Below are 21,937 nucleotides of genomic sequence, written 5' to 3' on the forward strand. Positions count from 1 at the left end.
CGGTGGTGGGGGCGATGAGGCAGTGGTGGGGCCGATGGGGCGGTGGGGGCGAGGCGGCGGAGGGCTCGGCCTGCGGGGGAGGGATCGGCCTGCGGTGGGCGCACGTGGTTTCGCGGAACCTCATGTTGCGCACGTGCGGGTGAGATTAACGTGTACGTGGGATCATGGCCGCATGGAGAATCTAGCTAGTCCAGACCCTACGGCTTCTAGCCAAGCAAACTCGGGACTCGATGCGCGCGAGGCGCTCGTCTGGCTGGGTGAGGAAGCCGAGTTCACGAGTTCAGCAACGACGAGCATCGACGGCCTTGCCACCGGTGTCCGTATCCTCACGACAACGCGGTTGCGGCAAGCCCAGCTGATGATCGCCCGGCCGGATGCCCGCGTGGTCTTGTGTGCGCCGGAGGCCGGTGAAAGCGAATGTGAAGCGCTGATGCGCGTGGGTGCCGAGCAGGGAACGCAGTGGGCTGTCATGGGCCTGCAGGCCGCAGTCGATGCCGGAGCCGAGAGGCGGGTCGCTGAAGCGATCGACGTAGGCGTGTTGATGCCCGCCCCGCTCCAGGCGGCACCGGAAGGCTGGAGCCTTGATGCGGCACGCCAACGCGAGAAAGACAGTCAACTGACAACCCAGGATGTTGCGCTGGCATGCGAAGCCGCCGTCGCGAACTACCTGGACGGACACATCCACGCACCGCTCGCATGCCTGGCAACCGCAACTGCGGGCACGAACGGAGCTCGCGTGAGCGCAACCGCGGCCGGGGCGGGACCCGTGCGAGCTGCAGTCAACGCGGTAGTGACCAACGGAAGCCGCACACTGCGGCAACGAGCCGCAGGCCGCGTCGAAACGTTGGCTCAAGCTGAACAGCTCGGGGAACGCGCCGCTCAAGCACTCCTGGACGCAGGCGCCGAGGCGGCTCCGCCGTAGGTCAGCGGCCAGCTCCCATCTACGCGGGCCGAAGGGTTCTTGCGGCGCAAGAAGTCCTGGAAGTTCGCGGCCCACTCCTGATGCCACTGAACCTGCTGCGAATGCAGTAGCAACGGGACGATCTGAACTTCGGCAGGGTAGCGGCGGGCAATCTCATCGGCCACACCAACAGCGGCTAGGGCATCCGCATCGGCGGTGTGGGCTTTATTCAACGGGACGTTATAGAACTCGCTCATTACGCTCAGCGTGCGTTTACCGCGGCGGAACCGGTCCAATTTACGGTCCAAAACGAGCGGGTCGATGACCGGGCTCGCATCAATGGTTTCAACCCCGTGACGCTGAGCTTCCGAACGCAACACGGTGAAGTCATATGGGGCGTTGAACGCGATGACCGGCATGGTCTGGAAGAGTTGCGATAACAGCTCAGACATCTCGCGTACAGCCTCAACCGGATCGCGGCCGTCGGCTTGAACATCGGCGTCAGAAATCCCGTGGATCTTCGTGGTTTCTGGCGGGATGGGAACCCCAGGGTTCACAAGCCAGTTGTGCGACTGCATCACTTCAGCCTTGCCGTTGATGATGCTGATGTTCGCTGAAACGATGCGGGCCTCGTGTGGGTTCGGAGACGTCGTCTCCAGATCGAACGCGGCACGCGGAAGCTCATGCCAAGGATGCGGTGCACTGTGAGCAGAAGATGAGGTCATGCATCTAACCTACCTGGGCTGTTGCGCGGCGAGAGCGGGTGGTTTGCGTGCTGTGGTTTTCTCTTAGGCTGTGCGGCGCGGGAGTTTCAAACTGTCAGACCCCTGTGATGCAGTGTGAATGGAATCAAAGCTGGGCATTGAGAGGAGGCCGCGATGAGTAACGTTCCTGGCGGCCGGGCACGGCCAGATAGTGCTGCTCGGGGTGGGGCGCTTCTGTCCGGGGAGGGCAGGCGCGATCCCGAGGTGGTGGACGAGGCCGTGTTTCGGGTCCTGGAAGCGTGTCCCGCCGGCAGGGTGGTGGCATACGGAACCGTTGCGGCGTGGCTGGGGCTTTCCAACGCTCGGAGGGCAGCTGCGGCAATGCGCCGTGCCCCGGAAGGCATCCCGTGGTGGCGGCATGTGCGTACCGATGGTGGGCTGATCCCTGAACTGCTGGGGCGTGCTCGGCGGCACTGGGAAGATGAAGGCACACCCTATGGCGAGCGTGGAGTACGTGAGGCGGCGTTCTGGCATCCGGACAGCCACGAATGGAACACGTTGAGAGACCGGATTGCGCAGCTTGAAGCGATCGACGCGGGCGAAACGGATGCGGGCGAAATGGGTTTGGACGAAACAGACGCGCGCGGAACCGCCGGCAACGTAACCGCCGCGAGTGAAGCAACGGAGGAACCACGATGCTGAAAGAAGCTTCGCCTGAGGTGCCGGAATGGTACGAGTTGCCGGAGTACGTGAAGAACCCCGGCTGCGGTCCCCGTGTGATTCTCGGTGAACCAGGAACAGGTAAAACCGAGCTCGCTTTGAGCCTCATGGTCCACCGGATACGTGCCGGGATGGACACAACCGCGGGCATCATCTTGGTTCCTGACCGTGCCGCCGCGAACCGTCTGCGTGACCAGCTGGCACTGCGCAGCAACATCACGTTCTCTTCCCCCGTCGTGCGCACGTTCGCAGGTTTCGCATATGACGTTCTATCCCAAGCGTGGGAATCCGGTGCGCTCGCCGGGGTGCCAACCGCGCCCCGCCTTCTCAGCGGTGCTGAGCAAGACACTCTTATCGAGGAGCTTCTGGCCGGTCACCAAGAAAAAGGTGGCGGGCCAGCTTGGCCGGATTCCCTCGGCGATGCCCCACGCACTCGCGGTTTCCGTAGCGAGCTACGTGAATTCATGGACCGCTCCGACGAATTCAGCGCAAGCCCCGAAGAAATCCAGGCGGCAGGCAGGCGGCTAGGGATCCCAGAATGGGAAGCGACAGCCCAGTTCCTTCAAGAGTTCCGTGACGTAGCAAGCCTCCAACACCCGGAAGCCTTCGCCCCCGCTGAGCTCATGATGCAGGCGATCGTAGCGCTGGAAGCCAACACGGAGTTCGCAGCACGGTTCCTCGCGGAACTTGAGCTCGTCATCATTGACGATGCTCAAGAAGCGACCCCGTCACAAAACCGGCTCATCAGCCTACTGATGAACACGCCAAGCCGCGCCGGAGCCCGCGATGTCATCGCACTCGCATGCCCCGATACCGTAGTTCAAGGTTTCCGCGGCGCACGGGCAGACCTAGTCGATGACCTCATCTCAACAGCGAAACAACGCACCGGCGAGAACGCGGTGACCGTGCTGGAAACCTCCACCCAGATGAGCACCGCCCGGATGAGCCCAGGCATTCACAGCATGTACCGCGCCATCGTAAACCGGCTACCCGCCATCGGAGCGGATGCGCTACGGCGACCCTATGAAGCACAGTTCGACGCCAGCGCTGAGGTTTCACTGGTTTCCAGCGTGGCTGATGAACACCGGCTTGTGGCCCGGCACGTCATCGACTCACATATTCGCAGGTCCGTTCCATACGAAGAAATCGCGGTTATCGCGCGCAACCAAGAACACGTATCCCGGCTCGCGCGCGCCCTGGAACTCAACGGAATCGCGACCGAACTGCCGCCAGCATCACGGCCGTTGAAAGAAGAAGCCGCGGTAGCGCCGTTACTTGACATGGCGCGCATCGCGCTGCGGCCAACGGAACTCGGGCCACGGAACGGAACCCACGAAGCCAACAAGACCAACGCGGCGCGCGCCGCGGCCGGGGAACGCCTCCTGCTGGGCCGCTACGGAGACGTCACGAGCATCGACATCCGCCGTATTCGCCAAGACCTACTCGGCTACGACCGCCTCAGGAACGCCCACCTCTACAACCAGGAGGACGGCCCAGGCATCAAACCGCCCACGAGCGACGAACTCCTCGGAAACCTCCTGGACGCCGACTACACGCAAGAGGACTATCAAAGCTGGGGTGCCGCCGGCCACGCCGCGTTACGACTCAAAGGAATGATCACGGCAACACGAGAACACCTCACCGGACCCACAACACCGGCAACCGTGCTGTGGTCACTGTGGGAGAACGCCCGAATGGGTGAAGCCTGGCGCAGCACGGCACTGAAAGACAACGGCCTGCGCTCCAGCCGAGCACACCGTGACCTCGACGCAGTGATGGCACTGTTCCAAGCCGCCGAACGTTTCGCGGAACAAAACCCGAAAGGGTCCGTGATCCGTTTCATTGAAAGCCTCGAAGACCATGACGTCCCCACGGACTCACTTGCCCAACGAGGCTCCTCAAGCGGGCGAGTCAAAGTCCTCACCCCAGCGGCAGCCGCCGGAACCGAATACAACACCGTGATCATCGCAGGGCTGCAAGAAGGCGTTTGGCCATCCACCGGGCTACGCGGGCAACTCTTGCGTTCGCAAGACCTTGCGGCAGTGCTCGAACACGGGCCGGAAACACTGCACAGCACCACCGTGGCAGACAAGCTCAAAGCCGTACGTGCAGACGAGCTACGCCAGCTCGCCTCAGCGGTTTCCCGAGCCAGAGAACAGCTCTACGTCACCGCCGTCATGGACGAGGACATCACACCATCCACGTTCCTCGATACGATGCGCGGGCCACACGCCAGCAAACTCACACCCATCCAAGTGCCGCGGCCAGCCACACTTGCGTCCCTTGTTGCGGTGCTGCGCCGCACCGCAGAAGCAGGGGAGAACGCGGATTTGATCGAGGACGCCGCGACCGTCCTGGGATACCTCAGCACAACAGGAGAACGGGGTAAAGAGCCAGCGGACAGCACAGCGCCAGTACGGGGTGCGGCACCGGAAGAGTGGTGGGGTTTGGCACCACTGAGCTCACATGATCCGGTGATCGCACCCGGAAACGAGATCAAAGTCTCCGGTTCGAAGGTAGAAGACGCGATCGAACGCCCGCAAACCTGGTTCATGCGGGCCGCCGGAGGAGTGAAACCTACCGACTTCGCGAGATCCCTCGGAACGCTGATCCACCGGATCGCGGAACGCTTCCCAGAAGCCAACATGGATTCGATGCTGAGAGAACTCAGCAGCAGCTGGGAAGAGCTCTCTTTCGACTCCGACTGGGAGAGCAAACGCGAATACGAATACGCGCGGGAAATCCTCGAGAAATTCGCAGCCTACGTTGGCTCACCACCGAGGGAATCAGCGAAAGAGGAACACGGATTCAAGGTAGCGTTGCCGCCAGCTGAAGGCGATCAACACCCGATCTCCATCAGTGGCTCAATCGACCGCATCGACCTAGACGACAACGGCCGCCCCACCATTACCGACCTCAAAACAGGTAAGAACCTTCCCACCCAAGAGGCAGTCAAAACCCACGATCAGTTACGCACCTACCAGTTAGCGGTCATCCACGGGGCACTCAAGGAGCTCACCCAGATCCCCGAGGAACATCGCAACAGACCAGTGGGAGGGCGCATCGTCGGCTTGGGAGGAGCATCTAAAGGCCCTGCGCTGCGTGAACAGGAAAGCATCGTGGAAACAAAGCAAGTCCAGGACGCTGAACAGCGCGTGCGCGAAGCCGCAGCGATCATGTCTGCCGCAGACTTCTTGGCCCGGCACCTGCCCGGTGGATTCCCCTGCGCAAACCCCGGAACATGCCCACTGTGCTCTTCAGGAAGGCAGGTAACACACCCATGAGCGCCGAAAACTACACGCCAAGCCAACTTGCCGAAACCCTCGGAGCACACGAACCAACCAGCGAACAAGCCGCAGTCATCTCGGCCGGGATGGAGCCGTTGCTCGTCGTCGCCGGAGCCGGTTCCGGGAAAACCGCCACCATGACAGACCGCGTGCTCTGGCTTGTCGCAAATCAAAAAGTACAACCCGAAGGGATCCTCGGCCTCACCTTTACACGCAAAGCCGCAGGCGAGCTCGCCGAACGCGTGAGAGGACGCCTTGAAGACCTCCGTCGCCGCACAGGCGAAGAAATCGAAGGCCTCCAGAGCGGGTTAGGCCCCGAGATCTCGACCTACCACTCATTCGCGCAAGCACTCGTACGCGACCACGGGATGCGCATCGGGATCGAACCCGACGCCACACTCATCGACGAAGCACACCAGTGGATGCTGATGACCCGGATCGCCAACAGCTACGACGGCAACCTCGATGGCGTCGCCTACGCTAAAGCGACACTCATTGAAGCAGCTCTGAACTATTCCGGCCAGGCCGCCGAACACCTCGTTGAACCAGCTGAAACAGTCGACTGGCTCCACGAACACGCCGACCGTATCGCGGAACTTCCACCAGGAGCCACAGCCCGGACGAAAAACCCAAGCCCACTGATCGGCAAGCTTCGTAGCAAAGCCGTCATCGCGGACCTAGCCGGCCGCTACCAAACACTCAAACGGGAACGGTCCCTGCTCGATTTCGGCGACCTCATCAAACACGCCGTAACCCTTGCCGGGTTCCCGGAGATCAGTGCAGCCTACAGGGAACGCTTCCCCGTAGTGCTCCTGGACGAATTCCAAGACACCTCCCACGCGCAAATGGAGCTCTTCCATCGGCTTTTCGGGCACAGCAATCGCGGTCACAGTAAACACTGCATCACCGCGGTCGGGGACCCCAACCAGGCCATCTACTCCTTCCGAGGCGCATCAGCCGGCCAGCTTGAATCCTTCAAACACCGCTTCGGCACTACCGAAGAAGACGGCACGCACACACCCGCGCCGCAGATGGAACTGACCATCGCATGGCGCAACGGCCGCAGCATCCTCGATGCCGCCAACCGCATCTCCGAACCGTTACGCGGCGGAGACCATGGCAGTGATCACGAGGCTGAAGCTGTCCTGGAAACGACAGCCGATGCGAGTGGGGCAGCTGCAGGGCCCATCGCCCGTCGCGAGCGTGAGATCACGTTGCCGAGCCGAGGCAGCCTCCACGTCTCGCCACTTCGGGCGCACGCGCACGCCGAGACCGCCGAAGTGCGGCTAGCGTCCTACCTGCTTGAGCGAGACGAAGCAGAAGGGCTTGCTGACACGATCCAGACGGAACGTGAAACGTATTACGCAAGCCACGGGACCTGGCCGAGTGTTGCGGTGCTGACTCGTGTGCGTTCCAACCAAGAAACCTACGCCGAAGCACTACGCGAACGCGGAATACCGGTTGAGGTCGTGGGACTCAAGGGGCTCACGGAAACCCCCGAAGTTCAAGACATCATCGCGACCCTCACCGTGATCAATGACCCGGGCCGTTCAGACTCCCTCATGCGTCTGCTCGCAGGCGCCCGCTGGAGGATCGGTCCCGCCGACCTCATGGCGCTCAACGACTACGCCGAATACAGGGCCAAGCGGCGAGCCTACGCAATCCAACACCAGCTCCCGGCCGACTTCGAATCCGAAGACGGATCCAAAGAAAGCGACCGCGGATTCGCATCCGACACCGGCGAAATCGTTGAAAGCGCAAGCCTCATCGAAGCGCTCCACAACCTTCCTCAACCCGGGTGGGTCTCCAAAGCGGGACGCACGCTGAGTGAGGCCGCGCATCGTCGTTTGACCCGCCTCAAAGAAGAACTCACTTACCTGCGTTCGCTCGCCAACGAAGATCTACCGACCCTCGTCACAGAAATCGAGCGAGTCCTCGGCCTCGACATCGAACTGCTTGCCCGGCCATACGCTCATGAAGCGAGTGCGCGGCGCCACGTCGATGCGTTCATGGACCTCGTCGTGACATTCGAAGCGGCACAAGAAGCCCCAGACCTCACCGCGTTCCTCGAATGGCTCAGCATCGCAAGCGATCACGGAGGCGGCATCGAACAAGCCCCCGAACCCGCGACCGACGGGACCGTGCAGATCCTCACGGTTCACGGATCAAAGGGCCTCGAATGGGACGTCGTCGCACTCCCAGGCATGCGCGAAGGAGACTTCCCAAGCGACAGGGCAACGAACTGGGTTACAGACGTCAGCGAGTTCCCGTGGCCGTTGCGCGGCGACCGCGATGGGCTGCCTCAGTTCACGGCGTTAGAAGACCCTCAACAATGGGTGGACAATCAACGCGACCTCACAGACCTGAACTCCCTACCTAGTAGCAGTAAGAAGAAAAAAGAGGGTGCCCCGGAATACAAGACCGCCGTAGCCGAGCATGCAGTCAATGAGGAACGACGCCTCGCATACGTTGGTGTGACGCGTGCCCGCAGTCTCGTGCTGTGCAGCTCAAGTCGGTTCAAAGGCACCAACAAGAAACCGAGCGAGTCCTCGCAATTCTTCACCGAACTCACGAACATGGCCAACAGCGAGGGGGCAGGCTCGAACGTCCAGATCGCGCGAGGCCTCACGGCGGAAGAGGGGCAGGCCGCTGAAAATCCGGAAGCCGCCACCATCGTGGAGGCTGCGTGGCCTTACGATCCACTCGAAGGCCCAACCATCCGCCACGTTCAGCCCGCATCCCTCGACGAAGACCTCGTATCACAAGCGCAAGCCGCACAGAGTTCAGAGCCACGCGGCCCCATGTCCCACAAGCTTGTGCAACGCGTTATTGCGGCGCCTGCCGCGGGACGCCGCGCCGCAGTGGAAGCCGCCGCGGATCACGTGCGTAGCGCCGCTCGAGGTCTTCAAAACAGCGGTGTGAACGGTGAAACAGTCGCTGAACACATGAGAACCGAGGCTGGCAGAGAATGGGCCGAAGAAGCACACCTGTTGCTGCTGGAGCGCGCCGCGTCTGAACAGCAACACACATGGAAGCCAAGCCACGTGCGTGCCTCGCTGTTAGTCGAAACGGAACAGAACCCAGACAGCGCTTTCCGCAACCTCGTCCGGCCTGTTCCTCATCGGCCTGGCATCGCCGCCCAGCAGGGAACAGAGTTCCACGAATGGGTCGAAGAGCACTTCAACAAAGCATCAGGTTTCGGGCTTGATGACCAACTCATCCCGGATCTGGACGTGTATGCCGATGCGGAAGATTCAGCGACGCTGGATGCCCTCAAAGAAGGTTTCCTCGCCTCGGAATGGGCCGGCCGGATCCCGCATCAAGTCGAAGCTCCCGTGGAAACCGCGATCGCCGGAGTCAGTGTCCGCGGGTTCATCGACGCAGTCTATAAAGAGGACGACGGCTGGCTGCTGGTCGACTGGAAGACTGGCCGCGTTCCCTCGAAAAAAGAACTGCCAGCCAAAGCTAGACAGCTTGCTGTCTATCGGCTTGCCTGGTCGCGTCTCACCGGTACACCCATCGAGAAGATCAAGACCGCGTTCTACTATGTGGGGCACGGCACCACCGTGTGGCCGGAAGAAGAACAACTCGCAACAGAAGCCGAACTCGAAGCCGCACTACAACGCACCCTGAACCCGGAAACGAGCGGGGGAACAGGGCCAAGCGCGGGACCTGAAAGTTAGCAAGGCGGGGCCGAGGGCCGGGCCTCACGTCAGTTGATCAAGGCTTCTCGTGCGTGTCCGTGGTCTCAGTGGCGTCCGTGGTCTCCCTGGTATCCGTGGGTGGAGTGTCGCGTTCATCCGTGGAAGGGCCTGCGGACGCATCAACAACGGGGATTGCGGTGGTATCTAGATCTTCAGCCGCTGCCGGCTGTTCTTCCTCCAGGCGGCGCCGTTCCTCTTCTTGGCGTTGCCGCTCTTCTGCCTGGCGTTTTTCTTCTTCGATGCGGCGGCGTTCGGCTTCTTCCGCGGCACGTTGAAGCTCAGCTTCATAGCGTTGAACCGCCAGAATGTTTTCGTTCAGCTGATTCAGTGAGGCTTCCGCCTGGTCGATTTGGGCCTGGTCAGCGTGAGTGAGTGCCCCGGAAAGCCAGGAAGCTAACGCGAATTCGGCCGCAAGTGTTGCACGGTTACGTAGGTCGTCATCGCCCAGCTGTCCACGGGCTTGCCCATACGCTTCGAAGATCGCATCCACCGTGTCAGGGTTATCGATGCCTAAGACCCACGCCAAGTCAGTGGCCGGGTCACCAACGCGTAACGCAGACCAGCCGGTGACCGCCTGCAAGCGCCCCTCGTGAATGAACAAACGTTCCTCATGAAGGTCGCCGTGGATCACGGTGGGGTTGAACCTCCACCAGGCAACGTTTTCCATCATCTCTTCCCAACGGCGCAACAGTTCGGGAGGGACCTTGCCTGATTCTGCGACGTGGTCCAGTTGAGACAGCAAGCCTCGGCGCAATTCTTCAGCTTCAAACACCGGAAGCCCGGATGCCTCAACCAGTTCGTGTTTGAGCCCGTGAATCGCGGCGATCGCCCGGCCGATGCCTTGTGCGAGCTGGCGCCCGCCATCGGCTTCGAGCTCTTGCAAATCCAGTACGTGCCCCAGCAAATGGTGGTAAACGAAGGTACGCAGCTGCCCCTGGACTACGGTGCCTGCGATTGTCGGCACAGAGAACGGAAGGGTCGCTCGCGCGGCCGCGGTGAGCGTGTCGAGCGCGCTCTGCTCCGTTTCAAGTTTCATGCTCGCGTCCGCGTGGCGGGGGCTCGTCACGCGCCACCGTTTCCCTTGAGAGTCCACGATGAGCGCAGAATCGAAATCAGCAGAGTCTTCCGGCAAGCGGCCCGCTTGGACGGCTGAAAGCCCGGGGACTGCGGCTGTAGCGATGGCGGCGAGGTCGAGCGTACTGCGTTTCACCCTCATAACGTTACGTTGTTATGAGGCTCTTTGCTTGACTGGAGACACCCTGAAGGGACACCTATTTTTTGCTGGGCGTATCGGGTGTACCGGTTACGGTATGTGTATGTCTTTTCTGTCAGTTCCGTTCTCGGGGTTCGCGTGGGATCGCGGTGGTATGGACCGCCGTGAGCACGCCTGGCTTGAGGCTGCAGTGACTGATCCTGCGACCCGGGTTGTGGTGGTAGAACGCAACAGCGTCTTAGTGGACAGCGGTGTCTTGACTGTCAACCCCGCGCAGGGTGACGGGGTGCGTCTCGCTCAGCTGACGGTTGGTGACCTGCACTCGCTGGATGTCCTGCAAACGGCGGGTGTTGCATCTGCCGCCGATGCGCCGGTTGCGTGGCCTGATGCTGTGTGGCTTGGCCGCGTGGATGGCCAGGATTGGGTTGCGGTCCCGGCCGCATCAGGCCTTGAGACCACGGTGCCTGCGGGTGTGGCGTGGGCGGATGTGCGCCGGGTTGCGGCTCAGTTGTCGGGGCAGGATTCGGCGTTGGCGGCAACGTCGGTGGCGATTCTGGCGTGGAGTGCCGCGAATCGGTTCTGTTCCCGGTGTGGTGAGTCGATGCGTGCAGTCGACGCCGGTTGGGTCCGGGTGTGTGGTGCGGGGCATGAGGAGTTCCCGCGGCTTGACCCTGCGGTGATTGTGCGGATCACTGATGATGCTGACCGGGTTTTGTTGGGGCATAACGCGGCCTGGGAGGCTGGACGGTTCTCGATTTTCGCTGGGTTCGTTGAGCCGGGGGAGTCCTTTGAGGACGCGGTGCGTCGGGAGATGCGTGAGGAGGTCGGGCTGGAACTGACCGAGATCACGTATAGGGGTTCGCAACCGTGGCCTTTTCCTCGTTCGCTCATGGTTGGGTTCACGGCACGGGCCGCATCGTGTGGTGTTGTGACCCAGCCTGATGAGATTGATGAGGCCCGGTGGTTCAGTCGTGATGAGTTGCGTGAAGCGGTGGCTGGTGGTGTGATGCGTTTGCCGGGGTCGTCTTCGATCTCGTATGCGTTGTTGGCGGACTGGTATGGGGAAGCGTTGCCTGAGAGGGAGGCTGATGGGCGTGCATAGTCCGAGCCCTGAAGAGATTTTGGATGGCTTGGATGCCGAGCAGCACGAGGTTGCTTCCAATATTCATGGGCCGATGGCGGTGATCGCTGGCGCGGGGACGGGTAAGACTCGTGCTATTACGCACCGGATTGCGTATGGGGTGGCAACGGGTGCGTATGTTCCGAATCAGGTGATGGCGGTGACGTTCACGGCGCGCGCGGCTGCGGAGATGCGGGCTCGTCTGCGTGCTTTGGGTGCTCACGGGGTGCAGGCGCATACGTTTCATGCGGCGGCGTTGCGGCAGTTGCAGTATTTTTGGCCGCAGGCTGTGGGTGGGCAGCTTCCGGCGTTGATTGACCATAAGGCTCCGTTGGTGATGGAGGCGGCCCGTCGGTTGCGGGTTTCGGCTGATCGTGCGGCGGTGCGCGATATTGCTGGTGAGCTTGAGTGGGCGAAGGTTTCGATGTTGACGCCGGAGGCTTATGCGTCGCCTGCGTTGAACCGTCCGCCGGTTGGGAATGTTGATCATCAGGCTTTGGCGCGTTTGTATGCCTTGTATGAGGAGGTTAAAACGGACCGCGGGATGATCGATTTTGAGGATGTTTTGTTGTTGACGGTGGGCATCCTTGAAGATGATGAGCGGATTGCCGCGCAGGTGCGCAGCCAGTATCGGCATTTCACGGTGGATGAGTATCAAGATGTTTCCCCGCTTCAGCAGCGGCTTTTGGACGCCTGGTTGGGTACCCGTAACGACGTGTGTGTTGTGGGGGATCCGTCGCAGACGATTTATTCGTTCACGGGAGCTACACCGCGGTTCTTGCTGGATTTTCGTTCTAAGCATCCGGATGCCCGCGAGGTGCGTTTGGTGCGGGATTATCGTTCGACTCCGCAGGTGGTTTCGGTCGCTAACCGTCTGCTCGCACACCGTAGGGTTGAGCGCGGCTTGGATCAGCGGGGCGCGGTGTGGGCTGAACCGCTTGAGTTGATTGCTCAACGTGATGCGGGCCCACAGCCTGAGTTTCACGAGGCCGCAGACGACGATGCGGAAGCGGAGTTCATTGCCCAGCGGATCAACCAGTTGCACGAGACCGATGGTGTCGCGCTGAAAGACATCGCTGTTTTGTTCCGCACGAACGGGCAGTCGGAAGCGTTCGAGCGTGCGTTGAACGCTCACGGGATTAGCTTCCAGTTGCGCGGCGCTGAGCGTTTCTTTAAGCGTTCCGAGGTTCTGCAGGCGATGGCGCAGATCCGCACGGCGGCACGGCAGGCCCCGGATCACCCGGCGCCGCAACTGGTGCGGGACTTGTTGGGGTCGATGGGCTGGTCGGCTAAGGCCCCGCAGGCTACAGGTGCGGTCCGCGACCGCTGGGAATCGTTGTCCGCACTGGTCTCGCTGGCAGAGAGCATGGGGGCCTCGTTGGGTGAGGGCGAACAGATCACGATGAAGCAGTTCGCTGATGAGCTGATGGAACGCGCCCAGACAGCACACGTTCCGCAACTTGAAGGTGTCACGTTGGCGTCCCTGCACTCTTCGAAGGGTCTTGAATGGGACACCGTGTTCCTCGCGGGCATGACTGAAGGACTCATGCCGATCTCTTTCGCTGAAGACCAAGCGGGCGTGGATGAGGAACGCCGCCTCATGTATGTGGGTGTAACGCGTGCCCAGCGCCGGCTCATCATTTCCTGGGCTCGCTCCCGCACCACTGGTGGCCGTGGCCGCCGCCGGCGCACACGCTTCCTCGACGGGATCGCGCCAACACCACAAGGCGGCACCTCCGCTAGGCCAACAAGGCAGGCCCATCGCAAACCCACGAGTGTTCTGCGCTGCCGGGAATGCGACGGCATCCTCACCAGCGCAACGGAACGTAAACTGCGCCGCTGCGATAACTGCGCGCCAGAAATCAACCAGGAACTCTACGAATCGCTGCGTGAATGGCGCACCGCAACCGCTCGTGAGATCGGGATGCCCGCTTTCGTTGTGCTCACTGACGCATCGCTTCTGGCGCTCGCCGAGATCATGCCGGACGGGCCTGAGGAGCTTTTGAAGGTCCCAGGTATTGGGGCTGCAAAGATGCGGCGTCATGGCGAAAGTATTTTGTCGCTACTTTCGGACTACCGCTGATAGCCTCACGGCGCGTGCCGCTGACACCTTCACGGCGCGTGCCGTTGACGTGGGCAGTTGCATGAGGCCGGCTGGTAGGTTATCGCGGAGGTTTTGGCGTCGATCCTGATGCTGTGGTTGGTGCTCGGTGGGGGTATGCGCTCATCCAGGATGTGGAGGGCGTGCTGAACGCCGATGGCCGCCACGACGTTGGTTTGCGCTGTTTCTGGGGCGCTGAGGTGTGGGCTGCTCAGTTCGGTGCGTTCTTCTCGTAGCGGCCACGTGTTGGTTACGCATTCGGCACATAAGAGCGGGGAAGCGCTATCACCGGCGTGTGGGGTGCGGATGAGAGGCCCAATGCGTGCGTGATCGTGCAGCAAGACGATGGGCAGCACGGGGATGTTGAGGCTTGCTAGCTGGCTCAATTCGTCTGTTGTGAGGCCGTCGTTGCGTATATAGATGACCGCATCGAGGCAGTGGGCTACGTGGCTGAGTTCGAGTGCACCGATCACGGTGGTGTGCGGATGTATCCGAGCCAGCTGCCGTTGAAGGGCTGTTGCGCGGCTGAGCCCGAGTTCGGTGAGCCGTAGTGGTGTGGTTCCAAGGTCCCAGGATTGCACGCGTTGGGTGTCGCCGCTGAGGATCCGGCCTACCCCGGCGGCAGCGAGCCCGAACGCGACGCTCATCCCGCATCGGTCGAGGCCGTCAATCCACACGCTGCGGCGTTGGCGTTGATATGCGCCCGGTAGTTCTTCTGCGTCAGCTTTTTCTTGGCGGCCTGCTGTGCGGTGCTGAACAGGTGCTTTGTGGAGGTAACGGGCGTCGTTGATGAGCCGCTCCCCAAGTAGCCCTGGGGCAGGAAGTTTAGGTTTGGGCAGCGCCGTAAGCAGCTGTTTGAGGGATGCCAGTTCCTCGGCGCTGACGCCGGTGATCTGTGTGGTTTCTGGTCCGTCGCCGAGAGTGATCCGGCCGTCCGGGTAGGCGAAAACCCGGGTATGAGGCGCTGGGGCGTGGTCTAGCTCGGGGGCTTTCGCTGTAGGCAACGCTGTCATGGGTCTGTCCTTCGCATTGAGGGAGCTGGTGTGGTTATCGTGCCAGTTTCGCGCAGCAGGCCAGCGAGTCATCCACAGGTTCGGATGTCCACAACCGAACGTGGGGGAGGATCAACGACAATGGATGTACTTTCCCCGATGCCTTGCGGATTTGGAGTTGTGTAGTGAGAACCGAGCACCACATCACCGTGGATGAACTACCTGTCTTGGTGCGTCGTTCATCGCGCCGCCACAAAACCGTGAGCGCGCGGTGGGAGAACGGGATCCTGTGTCTTGCGGTCCCTGCAACGATGAGCCCTACCGCTGTTGAGACGTGGGCGCGTACGATGCGGGAACGGCTTAGCTCCCGTGCCTCACCGGCCGCTCGCACGGATGAGGAGTTGATGCGGCGCGCTGAAAAGATCGCCCACAGCGTGTTCGATGGGCGGGGCATCCCGACCTCGATCCGGTGGGTTACGAATCAGCGGATGCGGTGGGGCTCTGCGACGCTCTCAACGGGAGCCATCCGGATTTCACACATGCTTGAGCACATGCCGCCGTGGGTTATCGACTACGTGATTGGCCACGAGATGGCGCACCTGATAGTGCCGTATGACGGGCACGGGGCCCAGTTCAAAGCGCTCGAGCATCAGCTTCCGCGAGTAGCGGAGGCTAAGGCTTTCCTCGATGGCGTCGTGTGGGCGCGCAGGCTCGGCGACGGCGGCGCCCCTGATGTCGCCGGAGGGAAAGCTGAGGAGTCCTAGCCGCTATTTAGCGGTTACTTCTCGGAATCGTCCTCGCCCTGGTCGTTGTCGCTAGCGCCACCATCGGAAGAGTCGCCACCATTGGAGGAATCGCCGCCATCAGCAGAGGTGCCGTCGAGCCAAGCGCTCACGGCGGCGTCGAAGTCTTCGTCTGAGGCATCGAGCAGCGCGCGGCGTTCGAAATACCCGGTCGGGTCGTCGAGGTCTTCAGCGGTAGGGAGGCTCGCCATATCGGCCCACGCTTCGTCGCGGGCCTCGTTACCGCGTTCCTGGGCGATGAACTCCCACACAGCGGAGGCGTCGCGGGCGCGGCGGGGGCGCATCTCCAAACCGACCAGCCCCGCGAAAGCCAGCTCTTTAGGGCCCCCGGTTGCCCTGCGGCGGCGGATCATCTCCCGTAGCGCGGGAGCGGACGGCAAACGGTGAGCCGCTTGCGTCACTACCGAATCAACCCAACCTTCAATCAGGGCCAGCGTGGTCTCTAGCCGTGCCAGCGCTGCTTCTTGCTGAGGGGTCTTGGTTGGCTCCAGCATCCCGGACTGCAGGACTTCTTGGAACGCGGACGGGTTGAACGGGTCGATCTCGTCGAGTTGTTCGTGGATCGCTGAGGTATTCATGCTGATGCCTTCAGCGAAGTCGGTAACGAGTGCCACCACGTGGTCTTCGAGCCACTCGACCGAATTGAACAGGCGCACGGTAGCGGCTTCACGCATCGCTAGATACAACAGGACTTCAAGATAAGGCTCGGCGAGCCCTTCACCGAAGGCTTTCGCGTTCGCCGGGACGAGGGCGAAACCGCGGCCGGCCATCGGAAGACCAACGTCCGTTCCACCGAAAGTTTCAGACGCCATCGAACCCACGGCTTGGCCCAGCTGGGCGCCGAACATGGTTGAGCCGAGCGAGGTCAGGAACGATCCCGCTTGCCCGAGTAGCGCGCGGGCTTCCTCCGGCATCTGATCGTTGAGTGAGTGGCTTACGGCTTCGGATGCGCGGCGAGCTACAGGTTCGGTGAGGCGCTGCCAACCAGGCAGTGTCTTTTTGATCCATTCGGAACGGCGCAGAATCTGGGGTTGAGCAGCTGGTGCCTCGAAAGAAGTGACTTCGTTGAGCCACATGCCAGCCAAGTGGGCGGCCTCTTCAACATCGTGGCGTTCCTCGTCCGTGACCTTGGGGTCATCGCTACCGAGGACCTGCTCAGCGGATTCCGTCGCGATATTCCAGTTGACGGGCCCACCCGAATTGCCTTGGGCTAGGGCCCCGAAGATGTGCTGGAGCTGCCCGAAGATCGCATTGAAATCGGGTTGCTGACGGGGGTCATCGTCACCTGAGCCGCTACCCATGCCTGCCCCCATTCCGGGACCCATATGCATCGAGAAGCCCTGCGGTGCGGCCCCGCCGAAGAGTTGGTTGAACATCTGGCTCAGCGGATCGCTCGGGCCGTTGGCATCACTGTTGCCGTTGCTACCCGCATCGTTAGCACCTGCGCCGCCCGCGCCACCAGAGCTACCAGCGCCGCCCGTGCCAGACTGAGAACCGTCAGCGCCGTTTTGACCGGTACGGTCTGGGTGCTCGCGGTTGTTGTCGCGGTCATCGCGGCGTTCGCGGTCCTCGTTGTTCTCGCGGTCGTCGTGTGAGCGTGGATCGTCAGCCATACTCCTACGCTACCTGGCTATGGGCGTGAGCACCGGGTGGTTTCGCTTGTGGCTCAGCGCGCCACAGGCTCGTGTAGGCCCGCGTTGGCGGTCGTGTCAATCCTTGCTGTGTAGTCTTTCAGTTATGAGCAGTGGCATGGCTGAAGATTTCCCGGGCGAGAAGGGCACAGGCCGCCCGGGCTTGCAGGGTACAGACTCCCCGCGTGAGCAGAAAACACAGGGCCCGCAGGAAACACCGGGCGCGCAGGAGACACAGCGTACCCAGGAAACACAGGGGCTCCTGCACGGCGCCGGTTCGGGCCAGCCGCGGCCTCCGATGCGCCGGCAGCGTAAGGAACGGTATGGTTCGCGTGTTCAGTGGCTTGCCGGGTTGGCTGCGATGGTTTTGTTGACGGTGCCTTTGTCCTTGCCTACGGCGTTCATGATTGAGAAGCCAGGCCCGGTGGTGGACACGGTAGGTGAGATCGAGGGTGTTGACATCATTTCGATCGATGGGCGTAAGACGTATCCGACGGATTCTTCGCTTGCGTTGACCACGGTGTCTGTCGCGGGTGGTCCGGGCCGGCAACCTACCGGCTTTGAGGCTGTTGCGGCGTGGTTTGATCCGGTGACGGATATGCAGCCGCAGGAGTTCTATTACCCTTTGGGTGTCACGTTTGAGCAGCGCAGCCAGCAGAGCGAGTTGCAGATGACGAGCTCGCAGGTCACCGCTGAGGTTGCCGCTGTTAAGCATATGGGTATCGATTTTTCGATGGAGACTCGGATTGTTGGTTTCGCTGAACCCTTTAATGAGGGCACGTTGATGGCCAACGATGCGGTGGTTGCGGTGAACGGGAAGTCGGTTTCGAGCGTCACACAGGTTCAGAAAGCGATCCAGGCTTCGAAAGTTGGGGCTGATGGCGGTTCGGTTGAGTTGGGCATCATCCGTGAGGGCAAGAAGATGACGGTTCAAGCGCAGACCAAGGTTTCTGCGGAGACGGGTAAGCCTTCGTTGGGTGTGTTTATTTCTCCGCATCCGCGTTTCCCGTTCGAGGTTTCTTATGCGATTGAGAACATCGGCGGTTCGTCTGCGGGCACGATGATGGCGCTGGGCATTATCGACAAGATGACGCCTGGTTCGTTGGCGGGGGATACGAAGGTTGCTGGCACCGGGACAATCGATATCGATGGCAAGGTCGGCCCGATCGCGGGTGTGGCGCAGAAGATTGTGGGCGCCCGGAAGGCGGGAGCGGAGGTGTTTTTGACTCCGGAACAGAATTGCGCGCAGCTGAAGGGCAGGGTTCCGGAGGGGATCAAGGCGTATTCGATGAAGACGTTGGATGACGCCGTGAAAATCCTTGAATCGGTGGCGCAGGGGAAGGAGCCCGAGGCGCCACGTTGCGGGGCTTAGCTGCCCCGTCATCTACCCTGCGGCGTGTGGGCCCTGGCACTGTTTGGCAGAATGGTAATGGATGTGTCTGATCCCGAGTTTGGTTTGGGCATCTGATCAGCTGTTCGTATTCGATTGAAGGATTGTCGTGACCTCAGGCCCCGCGTTCCCTTTCCCATCCCGTGATTCTGGCGGGGATGGTAAGAATGATTCCGGTTCACGGAACCAGAATGAGAGCCCTAAGATCCCTGCGTTGTTGCCTGCACTGATTATTGTTGCAGCGCTGGTGGGGTTGTTTATTCTTTTCGCCCATTTCTATACGGACGTGCTGTGGTTTAACCAGCTCGGTTTCGCGGACGTGTTTTGGACACGGACTCTGACGCAGGTCGCGTTGTTCGTGATTGGTGCGTTGATTACGGGTGGGGCTGTGTGGCTTCACTTGAATAATGCGTGGCGTAAGCGCCCTAAACAGTCGGGTTCGGCTGCTGGCCAGACGGTGAAGATGCTGGAAGAGACCCCGATGTTCCGCCGTTTGGGGCTGATCTTGGTTCCGGCTCTGTTGGGTATTTTCTCGGGCATCACGTTGACCTCGGGTTGGCAGATTGTTCAGTTGTGGCTGAACAGGACTCCGTTTGGCGCCAAGGACCCTGAGTTCGGCTTGGATATCTCTTTCTTTGTGATGTCTTTGCCGTTCTTTGAGATGGTGGTTGCGTTCCTGATTTCGGTGACGCTGATCAGCGGTATCGCTGGCGTGGTGGCGCATTATTTGACAGGTGGGATTTCGTTCTCGGATTCGGGGAAGATTTCGGTGACCCGTGCGGCGGGCCTGCAGTTGGGTATTGCGGGTGCGCTGGTGCTGGTCGCATTTGGTCTGCGTTTCTGGCTTGAGTCTTACAGCACGGTTTTGAACCAGTTGGGCCGTGTTCCGGGCGCGTTGTATTCGGATGTCCACGCAGTGATCCCCACTAAGTTCATTCTTGCTGGGGCCGCGTTGATTGCTGCGGCGTTGTTCGTTGTGGCTGGGTTGCGCGGTAAGTGGCGTCTGCCGTTGATCGCGACTGCGATGTTGGCTGTTGTGGCGCTCGTTGCGGGTTTCGCTTTCCCTGCCGCACTCGAGCAGTTCAAGGTCAAGCCTTCGCAGAAGTCGATGGAGCGTCCTTATATTCAGCGCAATATTGATGCCACACGTGCAGCCTATGGCTTGGAGGACGTCAAGCTTGAGAGCTATGACGCGAAGACTCAGCCGGAGAAGAACGCGTTGACTCGCGATGTGGCGACGACTACGAATATTCGTTTGTTGGATCCGAATATTGTCTCTCCTACGTTCGCGCAGTTGCAGCAGCAGCGTGGCTATTACACGTTCCCTAACACTCTTGCGGTGGATCGTTATGAGATCGATGGTGAGCGTCAGGACACTGTGATTGCGGCGCGTGAGTTGGCTGTGAATTCGCAGACGGTGACGAACTCGTGGGTCAACCAGCACATCACGTACACGCACGGTTATGGTGTGGTTGCGGCTTATGGCAATAAGGTGTCGCAGACTGGTGACCCGCAGTTCATGTTGGAGAACATCCCGTCTGAGGGTGTTTTGGGTGATGACTCGACGTATGAGCCTCGTATTTACTTCGGTAAGTCTTCGCCGAAGTATTCGATTGTGGGTGGCCCTGAGGATTGGGAGCCTCGTGAGCTGGACCGTCCGGCGGGCTCGGATGGTCAGGGCGAGCGTCGTAACACCTTCTCGGGTGATGGTGGCCCGAACGTTGGTTCGTTCTTGAATAAGTTGTCGTATGCGATCAAGTTCGGGTCGATGGACATCATGCTTTCGGGGGATGTGAACTCGGAGTCGCAGATTCTTTATGATCGTCATCCGCAGGAGCGTGTGAAGAAGGTCGCTCCGTTCCTCACGGTTGATACCTCCGCCTACCCGGCGATCATCGATGGCCGGGTGAAGTGGATCGTGGATGCGTACACGACCACGAATAACTACCCGTATTCGACCTCGCAACAGTTGGGTGATGCGGTGCGGGACACTCTCACGCGTGGCCAGGGTGCTGGCGCGGACCAGTTCGCTGACAACGTGAACTACATCCGTAACTCGGTCAAGGCCACGGTCGATGCGTATGACGGCTCGGTTGAGTTGTATGCGTGGGAGCCGGATGAGCCGTTGTTGAAGGCTTGGTCGGGTGTGTTCCCGAACGCGATTAAGCCGATGAGCGAGATGTCTCCGAAGCTCATGGAGCATGTGCGTTATCCGGAGGACATGTTCAAGGTTCAGCGTGAGCTGCTGGGTAAGTACCACGTCCAGAAGGCTGATGACTTCTATGAGGGTAACGATGCTTGGCAGGTCCCGAATGATCCGACTGCTGGAGCGGAGAACCCACCTAAGCAGCCGCCGTACTACATGTCGCTGCGTCTGCCGGGGGAGAAAGAGGATTCGTTCTCGTTGACTTCGAGCTTCATTCCGGAGCAGTCGGCTGGTTCGAGGAACCAACGCAACGTGATGTATGGCTTCTTGGCCGCGAACGGTGATGCTGGTTCTACGCCGGGTAAGGTCAATGCTGATTACGGCAAGATCACGTTGTTGAAGTTGCCGACCCAGACTACTGTTCCTGGCCCTGGTCAGGCTCAGCAGAACTTCAACTCGAACCCGTTGATCTCTAAGGATCTGAACTTGCTTTCGGGTACGGGTGGCTCGACGAAGGTTATCAAGGGTAACTTGCTGTCCCTGCCTGTTGGTGGCGGTATTCTCTACGTCCAGCCTGTGTATGTTCAGTCCACGGGTGAGACGTCGTATCCGTCGCTGCGTAAGGTTCTGGTTTCTTACGGTAATTCGGTGGGTTACGCAGATTCGTTGTCTGAAGCCTTGGACCAGGTGTTCGGTGGCGATTCTGGTGCCCAAACCGGGGAGTCCGGCCCGATCAAGGGTGAAGACTCCGAAGGTGGCAAGGACGGTGAAGGGTCCGGCTCTGCACCGGTTGATGCCAACGCGAAACTTTCGGATGCTTTGAAGCGCGCGAATAAGGCCATCAAGGATGGCGAGGATGCGCTCGGTAAGCAGGACTTCGCGGCTTACGGTAAGGCCCAGGATGAGCTGCAGAAGGCTCTTGAAGACGCGACCGCGGCTGATGAGGAGCTGAATGGGACTGCCAACGATGCCGCTGATGCTGAGCCGGAAGGTGAGGAGCAGGGCGATGGTCAGCAAGGAGATGAGTAGCAGGATCAACAGCAGGGCGATCAGTAGTCTTGTGAAGGCTCAGCTGGCTGCCTGGGTGCACGATGCTGAGGCGTCGTTGATCTGATGCGTGGGTGGGAACTCGTGTTGAGTTCCCACCCACCGCTCGTTAGGAGTGATGAACGGCACTCGTGGATTGTTTACTTCTGATCGTAGTGCCTCATGTCAAGTTGATCGC

13 protein-coding genes are annotated in these 21,937 nt (G+C 60.8%); 9 read left to right on the plus strand and 4 right to left on the minus strand.

The window, feature by feature from the left end; translation table 11 throughout:
- The first annotated feature begins 172 nt into the window (after positions 1-172).
- Positions 173-922, plus strand: coding sequence for a hypothetical protein (locus HMPREF3160_RS09035; protein ID WP_070508088.1), 750 nt, complete (start codon positions 173-175; stop codon positions 920-922).
- On the opposite strand, the gene HMPREF3160_RS09040 is transcribed toward HMPREF3160_RS09035, so the two are convergent.
- A complete protein-coding gene (locus HMPREF3160_RS09040; RefSeq protein ID WP_070508089.1) occupies positions 880-1,626 on the minus strand; it encodes a 3'-5' exonuclease in 747 nt (248 codons plus the stop codon). The genes HMPREF3160_RS09035 and HMPREF3160_RS09040 overlap by 43 nt on opposite strands.
- A gap of 153 nt (positions 1,627-1,779) precedes the next feature.
- On the opposite strand from HMPREF3160_RS09040, the gene HMPREF3160_RS09045 reads away from it, so the two are divergent.
- Genes HMPREF3160_RS09045 through HMPREF3160_RS09055 form a run of 3 tightly spaced genes read left to right on the plus strand, consistent with a single transcriptional unit; the run spans position 1,780 to position 9,295 of the window.
- The gene (locus HMPREF3160_RS09045; RefSeq protein ID WP_070508090.1) at positions 1,780-2,307 is read left to right on the plus strand and encodes an MGMT family protein; all 528 of its coding nucleotides are present in this window, start codon (positions 1,780-1,782) and stop codon (positions 2,305-2,307) included.
- Positions 2,301-5,609 carry an ATP-dependent DNA helicase gene (locus tag HMPREF3160_RS09920; RefSeq protein ID WP_070508091.1) on the plus strand — a complete coding sequence of 1,103 codons (3,309 nt, stop codon included), beginning with the start codon at positions 2,301-2,303 and terminating at the stop codon, positions 5,607-5,609. Before HMPREF3160_RS09045 ends, HMPREF3160_RS09920 begins: the two co-directional genes overlap by 7 nt.
- Complete coding sequence (locus HMPREF3160_RS09055; protein WP_070508092.1) at positions 5,606-9,295, plus strand: ATP-dependent DNA helicase; 3,690 nt, start codon at positions 5,606-5,608, stop codon at positions 9,293-9,295. Before HMPREF3160_RS09920 ends, HMPREF3160_RS09055 begins: the two co-directional genes overlap by 4 nt.
- A gap of 37 nt (positions 9,296-9,332) precedes the next feature.
- Here the strand turns inward: HMPREF3160_RS09055 and HMPREF3160_RS09060 are convergent, their stop codons facing one another.
- Positions 9,333-10,526 (minus strand): phosphotransferase, encoded by a 1,194-nt coding sequence (locus HMPREF3160_RS09060; protein ID WP_070508093.1) that lies wholly within the window; start codon positions 10,524-10,526, stop codon positions 9,333-9,335.
- Positions 10,527-10,632: 106 nt separating this feature from the next.
- Between HMPREF3160_RS09060 and nudC the strand changes: the two genes are divergently transcribed.
- Together nudC and HMPREF3160_RS09070 are read left to right on the plus strand one after the other, a co-directional pair.
- Positions 10,633-11,631, plus strand: coding sequence for an NAD(+) diphosphatase (nudC, locus tag HMPREF3160_RS09065; protein ID WP_176744730.1), 999 nt, complete (start codon positions 10,633-10,635; stop codon positions 11,629-11,631).
- Complete coding sequence (locus HMPREF3160_RS09070; protein WP_035755549.1) at positions 11,624-13,732, plus strand: ATP-dependent DNA helicase UvrD2; 2,109 nt, start codon at positions 11,624-11,626, stop codon at positions 13,730-13,732. The genes nudC and HMPREF3160_RS09070 overlap by 8 nt, the downstream gene beginning before the upstream one ends.
- Positions 13,733-13,761: 29 nt before the next feature.
- On the opposite strand, the gene HMPREF3160_RS09075 is transcribed toward HMPREF3160_RS09070, so the two are convergent.
- On the minus strand, positions 13,762-14,763 hold the full coding sequence (locus HMPREF3160_RS09075; protein ID WP_070508096.1) for a hypothetical protein: 1,002 nt from the start codon (positions 14,761-14,763) through the stop codon (positions 13,762-13,764).
- 164 nt (positions 14,764-14,927) lie between these two features.
- On the opposite strand from HMPREF3160_RS09075, the gene HMPREF3160_RS09080 reads away from it, so the two are divergent.
- Entirely contained in the window at positions 14,928-15,506 is a 579-nt protein-coding gene (locus HMPREF3160_RS09080) for a M48 metallopeptidase family protein (RefSeq protein ID WP_052048337.1), read from the plus strand.
- A 14-nt stretch (positions 15,507-15,520) separates the two neighbouring features.
- On the opposite strand, the gene HMPREF3160_RS09085 is transcribed toward HMPREF3160_RS09080, so the two are convergent.
- Positions 15,521-17,158 (minus strand): zinc-dependent metalloprotease, encoded by a 1,638-nt coding sequence (locus tag HMPREF3160_RS09085; RefSeq protein WP_083285605.1) that lies wholly within the window; start codon positions 17,156-17,158, stop codon positions 15,521-15,523.
- A gap of 136 nt (positions 17,159-17,294) precedes the next feature.
- Between HMPREF3160_RS09085 and HMPREF3160_RS09090 the strand changes: the two genes are divergently transcribed.
- The gene (locus HMPREF3160_RS09090; protein WP_176744731.1) at positions 17,295-18,548 is read left to right on the plus strand and encodes a YlbL family protein; all 1,254 of its coding nucleotides are present in this window, start codon (positions 17,295-17,297) and stop codon (positions 18,546-18,548) included.
- A 127-nt stretch (positions 18,549-18,675) separates the two neighbouring features.
- The gene (locus HMPREF3160_RS09095; protein ID WP_083285607.1) at positions 18,676-21,741 is read left to right on the plus strand and encodes a UPF0182 family membrane protein; all 3,066 of its coding nucleotides are present in this window, start codon (positions 18,676-18,678) and stop codon (positions 21,739-21,741) included.
- Positions 21,742-21,937: the final 196 nt, after the last annotated feature.

Origin of the sequence: Arthrobacter sp. HMSC06H05 (assembly GCF_001807395.1) — a bacterium.
Classification (GTDB): domain Bacteria; phylum Actinomycetota; class Actinomycetes; order Actinomycetales; family Micrococcaceae; genus Pseudoglutamicibacter; species Pseudoglutamicibacter albus.

Bases quoted from the DNA above. Each gene is read 5' to 3' on its own strand.
- HMPREF3160_RS09035 (WP_070508088.1), top strand. From the start codon at position 173: ATGGAGAATCTAGCTAGTCCAGACCCTACGGCTTCTAGCCAAGCAAAC.
- HMPREF3160_RS09040 (WP_070508089.1), bottom strand. From the start codon at position 1,626: ATGACCTCATCTTCTGCTCACAGTGCACCGCATCCTTGGCATGAGCTT.
- HMPREF3160_RS09045 (WP_070508090.1), top strand. From the start codon at position 1,780: ATGAGTAACGTTCCTGGCGGCCGGGCACGGCCAGATAGTGCTGCTCGG.
- HMPREF3160_RS09920 (WP_070508091.1), top strand. From the start codon at position 2,301: ATGCTGAAAGAAGCTTCGCCTGAGGTGCCGGAATGGTACGAGTTGCCG.
- HMPREF3160_RS09055 (WP_070508092.1), top strand. From the start codon at position 5,606: ATGAGCGCCGAAAACTACACGCCAAGCCAACTTGCCGAAACCCTCGGA.
- nudC (WP_176744730.1), top strand. From the start codon at position 10,633: ATGTCTTTTCTGTCAGTTCCGTTCTCGGGGTTCGCGTGGGATCGCGGT.
- HMPREF3160_RS09075 (WP_070508096.1), bottom strand. From the start codon at position 14,763: ATGACAGCGTTGCCTACAGCGAAAGCCCCCGAGCTAGACCACGCCCCA.
- HMPREF3160_RS09085 (WP_083285605.1), bottom strand. From the start codon at position 17,158: ATGGCTGACGATCCACGCTCACACGACGACCGCGAGAACAACGAGGAC.
- HMPREF3160_RS09090 (WP_176744731.1), top strand. From the start codon at position 17,295: ATGGCTGAAGATTTCCCGGGCGAGAAGGGCACAGGCCGCCCGGGCTTG.